Annotated in this window: 10 protein-coding genes; 3 read left to right on the plus strand and 7 right to left on the minus strand. The window is 44.5% G+C overall.

The window, feature by feature from the left end:
- Positions 1 to 35 precede the first annotated feature (35 nt).
- Positions 36 to 1262, plus strand: a complete 1227-nt coding sequence (locus tag FKV70_RS22275) for a glucose-1-phosphate adenylyltransferase (RefSeq protein ID WP_063210631.1) — start codon at positions 36 to 38, stop codon at positions 1260 to 1262.
- 80 nt (positions 1263 to 1342) lie between these two features.
- On the opposite strand, the gene FKV70_RS22280 is transcribed toward FKV70_RS22275, so the two are convergent.
- From FKV70_RS22280 to FKV70_RS22300, 5 genes are all read right to left on the minus strand, one after another.
- Positions 1343 to 2770, minus strand: a complete 1428-nt coding sequence (locus FKV70_RS22280) for a sensor histidine kinase (RefSeq protein ID WP_063210633.1) — start codon at positions 2768 to 2770, stop codon at positions 1343 to 1345.
- Entirely contained in the window at positions 2767 to 3465 is a 699-nt protein-coding gene (locus tag FKV70_RS22285; protein ID WP_007432526.1) for a response regulator transcription factor, read from the minus strand. Before FKV70_RS22285 ends, FKV70_RS22280 begins: the two co-directional genes overlap by 4 nt.
- Before the next feature lies 1 nt (position 3466).
- Positions 3467 to 4771 (minus strand): hypothetical protein, encoded by a 1305-nt coding sequence (locus FKV70_RS22290; protein ID WP_142614562.1) that lies wholly within the window; start codon positions 4769 to 4771, stop codon positions 3467 to 3469.
- A gap of 25 nt (positions 4772 to 4796) precedes the next feature.
- A complete protein-coding gene (locus FKV70_RS22295; RefSeq protein WP_142614550.1) occupies positions 4797 to 5522 on the minus strand; it encodes a phosphonate ABC transporter ATP-binding protein in 726 nt (241 codons plus the stop codon).
- Between the two features lie 81 nt (positions 5523 to 5603).
- The gene (locus FKV70_RS22300; protein WP_482811953.1) at positions 5604 to 6878 is read right to left on the minus strand and encodes an MFS transporter; all 1275 of its coding nucleotides are present in this window, start codon (positions 6876 to 6878) and stop codon (positions 5604 to 5606) included.
- Between the two features lie 342 nt (positions 6879 to 7220).
- Between FKV70_RS22300 and FKV70_RS22305 the strand changes: the two genes are divergently transcribed.
- A complete protein-coding gene (locus FKV70_RS22305) occupies positions 7221 to 8138 on the plus strand; it encodes a hypothetical protein (protein ID WP_063210639.1) in 918 nt (305 codons plus the stop codon).
- A gap of 61 nt (positions 8139 to 8199) precedes the next feature.
- Entirely contained in the window at positions 8200 to 8964 is a 765-nt protein-coding gene (locus FKV70_RS22310; protein WP_063210641.1) for an HAD family hydrolase, read from the plus strand.
- A gap of 172 nt (positions 8965 to 9136) precedes the next feature.
- On the opposite strand, the gene FKV70_RS22315 is transcribed toward FKV70_RS22310, so the two are convergent.
- Positions 9137 to 10435 carry a hypothetical protein gene (locus FKV70_RS22315; protein WP_063210643.1) on the minus strand — a complete coding sequence of 433 codons (1299 nt, stop codon included), beginning with the start codon at positions 10433 to 10435 and terminating at the stop codon, positions 9137 to 9139.
- Between the two features lie 27 nt (positions 10436 to 10462).
- The coding region (locus tag FKV70_RS22320) for a thioester reductase domain-containing protein (RefSeq protein ID WP_142614552.1) at positions 10463 to 12652 on the minus strand (2190 nt) is incomplete at its 5' end.

The following is a 12652-nucleotide window of genomic DNA, read 5'->3' on the forward strand; positions in this document are numbered from 1 at the left end:
ACTACAACAGACAACTAAACCGGGAGGGAAACGAAATGTTTAATAAAGAATGCATTGCCATGCTGCTGGCAGGCGGAGAGGGACGCCGTCTTGCTCCCCTTACTTCAACGATTGCAAAACCCGCCGTACCTTTTGGCGGTCATTACCGAATCATCGATTTTCCTCTCAGTAATTGCGTAAATTCAAACATTGATACTGTAGGTGTACTGACGCAATATGAGGCGGAATCCTTGCACGAGCATATTGGGGATGGAACTCCGTGGGGTCTTACAAAAACGGATGACAAAGGAATTACCCTGCTTCCTTCTTATAATACAGGTAACGCTGAATACTTAGGAACGGCAGATGCTATTCATAAGAATATCGAATATATTGACAGCCAAAATCCAGAGCATGTGCTTATTTTATCCGGTGACCATATTTACTATATGAATTATCGCGAGATGCTGAACTATCATAAAGAAAAGGGGGCTGCTGCAACCATTTCTGTTATGGAGGTTCCTTGGGATGAAGCACACCGTTTTGGTGTTATGAGCGCCGATGAGGATCTGCGCGTCACCGAATTTGCTGAGAAACCGGAAAAACCGGAAAGCAATTTGGCCTCTATGGGGATTTACCTTTTCAAATGGGATTACTTAAGAAATTACCTGTTGGAAGACGCACAGGACCCTCAATCCAGTCATGATTTTGGCAAAGATATTATACCTAAAATGCTGGCGGATCAAGAATCTTTATACGTTTATGAATTCCAGGGCTACTGGAAGGACGTAGGTACAGTTAAAAGCCTATGGGACTCCCACATGGACTTACTGGAGGAAAATTGCGCAATTGACCTTCAGCGTCAAGATTGGCCGATGTATACACGTGAACGCCGCACAAGGCTGAGCGCGCAAAAGGTGCCTGGTCGTAAAATGCAAACATTGGGTAGCCTCCTGCATGATTCCTGCCAAGTCGAAGGTCAAATTGAGCGCTCCGTCGTGTTTAGTGGCGTCGAAGTGGGAAAAGGCTCAACCATCAAGGAAAGTATCGTTATGCCTGACACACGTATTGGGCGCAATGTGCATATCGAGCACGCAATCATCGGTGAAGGTGCTGTGATTCGTGATGGCGCAGTGATTAAAGGTAATCCGAGCGAAATTGTGGTAATCGGACCCAATGAGACAGTATTTGGGAAAATGGCAGTACGGCCGCAAACTACTCGTTTGCTAAAAGAAGTCTACGAGCGTAACACGCGCTTACGTGCGGAAGGCTTTACTTCATAACTCTTCCCTAAAGTTCAAACAGCCAGCCCTCTGTTTAGTGAGGACTGGCTGTTTTTATATTTGCTATCTTACATTAGGCTTTAAATCTGCCCTTCCGGGAGCTGTGGTGGTTCTACAGATGACTCTGCTTGCAAAGCTGGCAATGAAACTGTAATGGTAGTCCCAGCGCCCAGTTCACTTCTGATAAGCATCTGACCATGGTGTCGCTCAACAAACTGTTGCGAGATAGCCAGACCCAGACCAGTTCCCCCATTTTGGTGGTCTACTTGGAAAAAGCGATCTCTGACTCTGGCAAGGTTTTCTTCACTAATTCCAATCCCTGTATCCTGCACCGATACCTCGATATTGCCCTTGATCCGTTGAAGAGACAGATATATAATCGAGCTCTCATGCGAAAATTTGATGGCATTATCCACAATGTTCAAAAATACCTGTTTTAGACGGTTACCGTCTCCATGAACGAGATAAGCCGCTTCCTCGGAATCCAGCTGGAGCTTAATTTGCTTCATTTCTGCCTTGGCCCATACGTTCAGCATAATTTCCTGTAAAAGTTCTCGAAGATCAACTGTTCCCATTACAAGCTTCATGGCATTTTGCTCCAGTTTGGAAAAATCGAGAATTTCCTCTACCAAGCCAATTAGGCGATCCGTTTCCTTGGAAATAATCTGCATTCCGATTTTTGTCTCTTCCGGGTCATACCCGCCAGAATTCAATGTTTCACTCCAGCCCTTAATGGAAGTAAGCGGCGTACGCAGCTCATGTGAAATGGAAGAAATGAAATCATCCTTGATCTGATTGGTTCTGACAATCTCCTGGGCCATGTAGTTTAACGTCGATGCCAGTTCTCCCAGCTCATAACGATAATCGCCTTTGATACGTGCATCAAATCGCCCCTGGGCCATCTGAGCAGATACGTCGCGAATATTGTTAATCGGTCTGACAATAGAGTTGGCAAGCCCTGTACTCACTACAAATACAATGATCAGTACAGCTGCCATGACTCCCACTGAAAATAGTGTAATAATGAACAACTTGTCATTTACTAATTCCAGCGAAGTCGTATACCGGATAATATACACCTGATCTCCGACGATATTGTCCAGCTTTTGAGATACCGCCATCACCTGCTGCCCCGTACTGGGTTGCTTTCCGATCCATTTACCTGTATCTCCAGCTAAGGCTTGTGTCACATCACTTGTTTGCACATTTAGATCTGAAGCAAAATTTGTCGAGTTATCAATTACATTCCCCTGTTCATCAAGCACTTGTAGTTCGGTTTTGGGCAGAGAAAAATCTAACAAATACGATTGTAATGATTGCTCGGACTCCTTGAATTTGGATGCAAATTCACTTACCGTTTGAATGCGGTTTTCGATCTTTTTATAAATGGTGTCATAATAATATGACCGGAGTGCAAACATAAATATGACTTCTACTAACAGAAGCGCCAGGAACACTACAAAAAAATAGTGAAGCACAATCTGTCGGCCAATCCCCCTTTTGATCATTGAGACTGACCCTTCCATTTATATCCATGTCCCCACACGGTTTGTAAAAAAGCCGGCTCGGAAGGATTGTTTTCAATTTTCTGCCGCAGACGTCGGATATTCACATCTACAATTTTCGGATCGCCCATATATTCCTTGCCCCATACGTGGTCAAGTAGAACATCACGGCTGAGCGGTGTATTTTCTTTTTCCAGAAAAAACTGAATCAGAGAAAACTCTGTCGGTGTCAGCTCGATCAGCTGCCCGTTTTTCTTAAATTGCTTAGCTATCAAATCCAGCGTGAACGGACCGGACTGAAAGGACACCTTAGCTGCTGTTTCACGATGTACGTTCACACGGCGCAATAGCGATTGAATACGGGCAATCAGCTCTGTCGGGCTGAAAGGCTTGCTCACATGATCGTCAGCTCCTACAGACAAGGCATACACCTTATCCTGTTCCTGTACCTTGGCTGTCAGAAAGATGATGCCAATACGCTCATTCGTCTCCCGAATTCTCCGACACACCTCAAAGCCGTCCATCCCCGGCACCATTACGTCAAGCAGCGCGATATCAATGTCCCGCACCGTGTTCAAAATATTCAGAGCCTCATGTCCTTCTGACGCCTCCAGCACCTCAAAGCCGTTACGTTTCAAGTTAATGACAATAAAGCTACGGATCGATTCCTCATCTTCCATGATTAAAACTTTACTCACTCTACTCTACCTTCCTTTCCCCCAACTTGTCTTTAATAGTTTTACGTGGCTCCAGTTCACTGGATCGCTTAATGCCAATTACCTGTGCATTCGTTCGCCACAATTGGCTATAGCCTTCATTATTTCGCTCCCATTGTGACAATGAGAAATATTTAATTTCCGCTATTGTTTTGTCTGTATCCTCCAAAATAAATCGCAAATAGCTACCCTTCCTGGAAACCTTCGGATCAATAGTCACCTTGCCATGCAGCTCTTTCGGTAATCTGAAGTAGACCTGCTCGTTAGAATCTCGATACTGCTGCTGTTTAAAAATCGTCCCTTTGGCCCCGTCCCACTGATAGAACGATACAAAATACGGAACTTCATCCAGCGGCCTATTGCTCCAGCCTTTAGGCTTTTCCAAGTTCCCAAATTCGAGAATACCATCACCGTCCACATCACCACTGGCAATGGTAGCATCCTTGAAGGTAACATCCATGAGATTGAGCTTTCTGAGCTTACCTTGATCCATCACAATAACATTGGATACCGTAGTGGTCTCGGCAATTTTTGTATCAATGATGATCCCCTGTCTACCTTGAGCCACCTTGCCAGCGACAACATTGTAGACACCTAGGGCCTGACTGTCCAAATCCAGCGATCCGATTTCCTTAAAGCTCCCTCCGCTGAACTGGAATGTTTTGACGGTGAAAAATTCATTACGACGGAGCAAGATAATCGTCAAATCATTTAAATTGTCCCCGTTCAAATCCATTTTTTTATGGTTAAAATCATCTACGACGAAGTACGTATAACCCGTCGCATATATTTTTTCCAACGTTCCTCCAGTATAAGAGTATACGATAAGGCCCTTCTGGTCTCCGTTCTCGCCACTGTCTCCGCTCGAAAAGCCTGCTACTATATCAAGCGTACCGTCATTCGTTAAATCTACAAGTTTAAAGGATTCCAACACCGTGCCTTCCCCATCAAACGTAAGCTTCTTTACCCATGTGCCTCCTTGATCTTCGAACAGGGCACCATGTATTTTTACGCTCTCATCTGGTGTTTCATAAAAGAGCACTGCTTCGTCTATGCCATCATTATTCAAATCTCCCGTCCGAATGGGCGTAGGATCGTCCGGATCATTCGGTCTTAAAGGCTGTACCGCCCCTAATTGCGTATTCACTGCACCATTCAGCTGTTGTTTCTCATCAGACATCGTTGGTGTCTGCATCAGCGAAATCGGATCGCTAATCACATTACAGCCGCTTAAAAATCCAGCAAGAAGCAACAAGGAGCAGCAGCCGGCCACCATTTTCAACAGCATTTTTTTCACTTTCTTGCCGTCTCCTTCACAATTTGTTCTTTTCTGACTGTGTCAATCGTCTTCCCTGAATATCAAACACAAGTTTGCCTTCATTCAGGCCCCAAATTCGGGAAGCATAACGTTCAGCCATTTCCAGCGGCAGTACCGTAACGATCGTAACTCGCTCGTCTGAACACAGCTTGCGAAAGGTTTCCAGTACATGCGCTGCCGACGCAGGATCAAGTCCATTCACAGGCTCATCAGCTAAAATAACCTTGGCTCCGTGAACCAGAGCACGCGCAGTGGCTACCCGCTGCCGTTCGCCGCCGCTGAGCTTGTCGCATTTATCATGTGCCTTATCCAGCAGACCCAGGTCCTCTAGAACATCCATCGCTCCCATATAATCGTCGGAACGCACCATGCCAGTCACCATTCTCCACCAGGGGGTTTGACCAGATCTGCCAATGAGCACATTTTTAAGAGCGGTCCGATTCATATTAAGATGCGGATTTTGCTCCAGATATGCCCATTCCCGCTTTATTTTCATCTTGCCCGTCCACCCGGATTTCAGTACATCATTGCCACCAACTATCAAACTGCCTTCTTCCCAAGGCTCTTGTAAAGCAAGACAGCGAAGAAGTGTCGTTTTACCGCTTCCGCTTGGCCCCACTATAGCAATGAATTCACCCTGATGGATTTCAGCATCAATCCCTTGAAGCAACGGGGTACGTTCAGGCCCCACTCGCCTTGTCAGCTTCCGAATTTTAATCATCTATGATTCCCCTTTGTCCGCCATCAATACATGTTTATATTTTATAGTAATTGTGAAACAAATACCATGCAAACCGCAGTTTTAAACCGCTGGTACTCTTTTTCGGGAAAACAGACCTAACAATCCGAAAACAATATAACTACCTCCAAGGACTAAAAACATACTGCCCTGAGTTCCAACGTCCAGCAACCCTCCGCTAATATTAGGTCCAACTACACTTCCTAGATTAAAATGAAAGGATGCGAGCACATTCGCTGCCGCTAAAAATGATTTGGGCAACAGGTCAGCCGCGTAGGCCAAACCGAGCGAGAAAAAGGAGCCTACCAATCCACCTGCGATGGTCAGCAATATCAATGTGAACATAAAATGATTGCCACTCCATGGCAGCAACATAAAGGTCAACCCTCCTGCTATACCTACGCTCATTAGTACCTTCTTACGGCCCCAACGGTCACTTAATATACCTAAAGGTAGTTGCAGGACTAAGCCTCCCAAACTGACGAAAGGCAACAAAGCAGCAATTTCATCGGTATGGAAGCCAATGCGCAGGCCATAGACTGGAAAATTACTGTTCAGGCTCGCTTCCATATAACCGTATAGAAATGCAGGCAACAGAGCGTACCATGCCCAGCTATAGCTGCGCCGGAATCTATGTGCGGGACGCGACTCAGTCTCCTGCTTCTCCGGTCTGGAGTCAGGCAGCTTGATTAACACCAACAGCAGCACTAGCAAGCATAATAAGGCCAAAGCAGCAAATGGAACCAGCATTCCATAATCGAGTAGCCATAATCCCAATGGTCCTAATGCAAACCCTAGACCGTAAGACATACCATAGAAAGAAATGTTGCGACCTCGATTCTCTGGCGGAGTTACCAGTAATATCCATAACTGTGCCGAATAGTGTAGCGCGCTGTCACCTATACCTACTAGCAGACGCAGTATGAACCAGATCCGAATATCAGGGATTAGCGGGAACAGCAACAGCGTAATAAGCACAAGCACAAGACCACTGGCCATCAGCTTTTTGAACCCCAACCATCCCAAAGTACGTTCAGCCACCAGCGTCATGGCAAATGAGCCAATATACAACGCAGCCGCATTCATACCGTTTAGCGAAGAAGAAACTCCCATTTGTTCCAAAGAGATCGACAATATAGGTAACAGTAAGCCCTGACATAACCCCGCAACAATAATAACTGCAATTAAGATAAAATAATGAACACGTAAAGACGACGACATCCTGGCTCCTCCTGCTCGAACAAATAAATTGTTACCATCATAAAATGAATGCTTAGAAATGATTTGCATTTGTTTGACACCATAATCAATAATAATTCTTAACACGATGTCTACCATGATTTTCTGAAAAATCGGTATATTACATATTAAGATGTTTTTAGTGTAATAATTTTAGTGTATTAAAGAGAGAAAGAAAAAATCGCCATCTGAGATGACGATTTTACGGATAGAGCTTGTCTGGTATGTATCTGACTCCATTCAGTTAGGGAGCCTCGTATGTTCAATCCGACCAAGTTCACGTCACAACGCACTATTTTATATTATAGTGGACAATGCCCGGCAGAACAAGCCATAATAAATAAGTGGGCAATTTCAAAATGCTCATGTTTTGCTTATGGACGGGCTTTAATTACGTTCACCGCTCTGGGCTAGAAGACAGAATAGGAGGCATTTGTTTCCATGAGTTATCAAATTAAAATAGACACTTCTCCAATTTATGAATTGCTCGGCAGTTTCATGGCCTATGTAACTAAAAAGTGGGTCCAGGATATGGACCTGGGTCATGAATGGATCGACAAAGTGGATGCACGATTACAACAGGAAGTTCGTACTGAGCTTGCTATAGCTCAGGATTGCCCTTTTAGCGATTATGACGTACTCTATGCCTGGGCGTTACTTCGCCCTGAATCGGATGAAATATCCGATTATATCTCTTATCTGGACAACGGACCGGACAAAGAGATGTTTGAGCTGCTTGTTCCGCATATTCCTTTTTTAACCTTTGAAGAATCTTTACGCATTCGTAAGGTATATGCACCGCTCCTCAGATTGTGGGATCGTGATTATTTTCGGGCCCTGGAAGGCGAACTGCGTGTGCTGGCAGAAGAAGACGCTGCAGAAAAGCGTATGCTGTTAAGTAAAATGGAACCAGAAGCACTTGTTGAATATGCAACAGCTGGACTAGTTGTGCCACATATGGAAGATCTTGATACCGTAGTGCTGTTTCCAGTCGTCCATAATCGCCCAATTAATTCGTACTGCTTTTATACCCGTACACTGCTAATCCAGTATCCGGTAGATATTCCTGAGGAAAGTGAGGAAGAACCTCCTACGCTTCTACTACGGCTCACTCGTGCGGTCAATGATCCGCAACGGCTGCGCATTCTACGCTATCTAGCTCAGGGACCTAAGTCCCTCGAAGACATGCGCCATGATTTGAGCCGATTGGAAGATACACTTATGTCTGATATGATGATTTTGCGTGTGGCTGGCTTGCTCCGCATTCACATTGGACGCTATCACAAGGAAAAATTCAGCATCCGTCCCGACGGTGCGGCTGATTTGCAGGTATTTTTGGAATCCTATATTGGATTGTAATTTCAATTGAAGCTCTTAAACCGAACATCGTTAAAGCTTTGGCTTGGAAGGAGTATGCATCATGTCGTATCCGAAGCAGAACATTTTATTTGATCTTGATGACACCTTAGTCCACTGCAACAAGTATTTCGATCTTATTCTCAACCATTTTTTCGATTTGCTTCAGGAATGGTTTGCATCCCATAACCTAACGAGAAATACGATCCGTGAAAAACAAATTGAAATTGATGTGGCTGGAGTTCATCAGGTGGGTTTTGCTAGCGAGCATTTTCCACAATCTCTAATAGATACGTACCAGTTTTTCTCGGAACAATTCGGACGCCGTATGGATGCTCGGGAAGAGCAGGAGCTTCGCTCGCTTGGCCGAAGTGTGTACGAGCAGGAAATCGAACCGTATCCAGGTATGGCCGAAACGTTAAATTCACTCCAAAAAGCAGGACATTCCCTCCACCTTTATACTGGCGGTGAGCAGGTCATTCAAGAAAAAAAGATTAAACAGATGAAGCTGGCTACTTACTTTGATGACCGCATCTACATTCGCCAGCATAAAAATGTCGAAGCCCTGGAAGAAATCATCCAAATGAATCGGTTGGACCGAAACATCACCTGGATGATTGGGAATTCTTTACGCACCGATGTATCTCCAGCCCTTGCGGCAGGTATTCATGCTGTGTATCTGAAGCAGCCTAAAGAATGGATTTACAATATGGTTGAATTGCAAAAAAATGCGAACTCTGTAATGTACACGATACAGAAGCTAACAGAAGTGCCACGAGTGATTCACGAAAGCATACAATTGCATCAACAAAAAAGGACCCTCGGCTAGAGAGCCCTACCAAGATCCCCTTCAAGTAGACACTCAAAAAATCCACATGATATCGTGAGGATAGAATGAACTTGGAGGGGATATTTCTTTATGTTTAGCTACCCACGCTTTTAACCAGCGCACGCCGATTAAGTAATGGCGCGAGCTGGTTGCTTAGTCTTTTATCACTTGTTTACTTAACAGGGCTATGACCATTCAACAAATACTCAACAGATAAAATTCGATCAAAAAGACCAAAGACTTCTTCCGAATCGTAAAGACTTTCCAATACACTGACCTCCATCATTAAACGTCCTGAAAGTGTAGACGTTGTGAGCAGTAAGGACTGGTTCTTAATGGAGAAATAGATAGTATCCACCCATTCTTCTATAATTGGATATGATATAATTCCTAGATTGGACAAGGTGATGGAAAAATTCCATAGAGGGAATCTTTCAGGCATCGTTTTCAGACACAATTCAAGGCACTGTTGTTTATATTTTCGATATGAATTGGAAAACGAAGCAAAAAAAAGCGACAACGCATGGGGAACCCCCCTTTTGAACCATTTGAATGCGGATTTCACCTGCTTTTCTAAATTCCCAGCCTGGAAAAATTGCATTGGAAGACTTGCAACGTAATTACCATGCATGGTCTCCGGCGAATAGTTCAACAGCACTTGCAAATCCATGGGCATGGAAACAAACACTCGCCGCTTCTCGGGAGCATGGTTCAATAATCCCTGGGTCGTTAAGTAACAGATGTATTCGGTCAATGTCATTTTTTTGCTCCTGCATCGTTGCAAAATATCACCCGTCTCTTCTTTGCTGAAACAGTACGCTTTTTTGACATAACTGCCTCCCTTCTCCGGCCTTCTGCCGTAGCTCAAATCGACGGTCCCGTTAGCACTCGCCGCTTTCCCCATAAGTCTGGACATAAAGCCTATAGCAAAAATCGGCATCCATAAAAAAGCGAAAACCCTTTTTTTCATACGCAGCAGTCTTCCTCTGAAGGTGGCACACTCAACTGCCTTTTTCTCCGGCTCTGCCTCAGGCTCACCTGAATAATATTCCAGCCATCTTTTGATCCAAAAAACCAGGCTCAGTCCATTAGCCACCGCATGGTTCATCGAAAATATCATGGTATATTCATTGATAGGGAAAATACGAAACGGAAGTTTGGCATTGGTCGGACTGTATTGAGCCAGTACCTCCTTCTCCGTGAAATATTGGGAAAGTTTAACCATTTCAGCTTCCAGAAAATATTCCAGTTCTTCCTGAGAAAAGCGTCCCCATACAAACGTATCTTTTTCGAATTGTTCCACCCTTTTGGCTTGCAGCAAAGGATTGTCCAGGATAAGCGAGCGGTAGCTGGAAAGCAGTTTTTCAGGGTCGATTCTCCTTTTAAAAGTAACCGTTGCGATCATGCTGTTAGAGGAAATATAATCTTCAGTTCCGAAAAAGTAAGTGCTTGCCAATTTAATTGCATCCATTTTTTCTCCCTCCTCTCCTTTATTTTTTTACATAAACCCTACTTTTTTGACATGATCCATCATCAGTTTCACTTTTTGACTATTCAGCCTGGACCACTCAAATCCCAGCTTCTGCAAAATACTGTCAGTCTTCCTGTTCATCGTCATGAACAAGGTTTTGCTTGTTCCCTCAAAGAAGACGTTGGAATGAACAAGTATCCGGGTAACCTCCTGCTCCGTCTCCGGTTCATCATATTTGTCAAACATGTATTCGGTAAAATCCTTCACTGGCATCGGCTTTACATTTATGTCTGCTTGCTTTAAAAGCGTGGCAAAATTTATCATGCTAACCTGATGGCTGTTAAACAAATGATAGGTTTCATTGATTAAATTTTTCCGATCGAACAAGAGAACAACTGCCTTGGCTACCTCATCCACAAAGGAGAAGTTCATAGTTTTATCTTGAATTGCAGGTAATCGTCCAAGTTTGATCATCGACTTTACCAATGAATAAAATGCATTATCCGAAATATTTTCCTGAAATATCCCTGAATTGGAATCAAATACAAGGTTCCCCACCCTGAACACATTGGAATCAAGCCCTTCTTCCCTTGCCTGTACAATCTTTTTCTCGGCTTCGAGCTTTGTCATAACGTAATAGTTATCAGAGTTTTGTTCGACATTGCAATCATATTCAGTGAACATAATGCTGCTCTGGTCTTCTATCCAGCCGCTACCTACGCTGGTCGTAGAAACGAAATTGTAGACCTTTTTCTTCCCTGTACCAGCAAATTCAATCAATCTTTCGTTCCCTTCCACATTGACCGCCTGAAATTCCGAGTAATGTCCAAAATGCTTCACATTTGCTGCCGAGTTAATGATCGCATCAATGTTTGTGGCCAAATCCTCATAGCGTTCCCGGCTCAGTCCAAAGTAGTCCTGGGTTAAGTCTCCACAAAACACGCACAATCTGTCTTCCCATACATTCTCCCTATCCAACTCAAGACCAAAATGGAATTTAAGCTTCGCCCACAGTCTCTCCAGTGCCTCATCATCACTTGTTCCCCGAACAGGCACATACACTTTATATTCTGTATTTTGCAGCAGTTGGAACAATATATGGATACCCAGATACCCTGTTCCTCCTACCAGGAGAACATTACGATAGTCAGCTCGCTCAGACAGGTTCATGTTTTCATAGCCCTGATTTTTCCTCCGGTATTCTTTAAGACTCTCGCGCATTTTCCAGACAACACCAGGTACACCGTTTTCCCTAGAAGTGGTCGCTTCCCGTAAGGCATACACGAATTGTTTCAATCTGTCTTTGGAGTATTTGATATTATCCGCCAAAACCCGAATCGTTGGATATTGAAAGATATCGTTAATCCCCACTTCAAAATCCAGCGCGAGCTTCGAAACCACCTGAATTGCCTTGATTGAATTCCCACCCAGTCTAAAGAAATCCTCATCAATTCCGATTGACTCGATGCCAAGAATCTCCTGCCATACCTTCTGGATTTTCAAATCAACGTCGTTTCTTGGGCTGCTGACTGTGTGATCACTTTCCTGCCATTCAGGCTCGGGCAATACCTTTCGGTCAATTTTTCCACTAGGGGTCATCGGCAGCTCATCCAGTTGCATAAAGCTGGACGGTACCATGTAATCAGGCAGCTCCTGCAAAAGTTGTGCCCGCAGCTCATTCACTCCTGGCTCGCCCTCTGCTGTATAATACGCCGCCAGATACTTCTCACCTTGCTTGTCTTCCTTGGCGATCACCGCCACTTCCCGAACCAGCGGATGCTTTTGCAACTGTGCTTCGATTTCTCCCAGCTCGATTCGAAAACCTCGAATCTTCACCTGATCGTCGATTCTTCCCAAAAATTCAATATTCCCGTCCGGCAGCCAGCGCACCAGATCGCCCGTGCGGTACAGCTTCTCTCCAGCTTTGTAAGGATTCGTCACAAACTTCTCTGCCGTCAGCTCCGGCCGATGCAGATACCCCCTAGCCAATCCGTCTCCCGCAATGCACATTTCTCCAGTGGCTCCCAGCGGCAGTAGCTTTTGGTGTGTATCCATAATGTAAATTCGAGTATTGGCAATTGGTTTGCCAATCGGTACCGACGGGTTCTCCATATCCTCTTCCCGATACGTCCACGCCGTTGCAATTACGCTCGATTCACTCGGACCATAAGCGTTCATATATTCCACGCTGTCCTTCCACCGCATGACCAGCTCTTT

The organism is Paenibacillus ottowii, assembly GCF_006874425.1.
Lineage (GTDB): Bacteria > Bacillota > Bacilli > Paenibacillales > Paenibacillaceae > Paenibacillus > Paenibacillus ottowii.

Coding starts and splice junctions, on each gene's coding strand:
- FKV70_RS22310 (WP_063210641.1), top strand. CDS start 8,200: ATGTCGTATCCGAAGCAGAACATTTTATTTGATCTTGATGACACCTTA.
- FKV70_RS22275 (WP_063210631.1), top strand. CDS start 36: ATGTTTAATAAAGAATGCATTGCCATGCTGCTGGCAGGCGGAGAGGGA.
- FKV70_RS22305 (WP_063210639.1), top strand. CDS start 7,221: ATGAGTTATCAAATTAAAATAGACACTTCTCCAATTTATGAATTGCTC.
- FKV70_RS22315 (WP_063210643.1), bottom strand. CDS start 10,435: ATGGATGCAATTAAATTGGCAAGCACTTACTTTTTCGGAACTGAAGAT.
- FKV70_RS22280 (WP_063210633.1), bottom strand. CDS start 2,770: ATGATCAAAAGGGGGATTGGCCGACAGATTGTGCTTCACTATTTTTTT.
- FKV70_RS22290 (WP_142614562.1), bottom strand. CDS start 4,771: ATGCTGTTGAAAATGGTGGCCGGCTGCTGCTCCTTGTTGCTTCTTGCT.
- FKV70_RS22295 (WP_142614550.1), bottom strand. CDS start 5,522: ATGATTAAAATTCGGAAGCTGACAAGGCGAGTGGGGCCTGAACGTACC.
- FKV70_RS22300 (WP_482811953.1), bottom strand. CDS start 6,878: ATGGTAGACATCGTGTTAAGAATTATTATTGATTATGGTGTCAAACAA.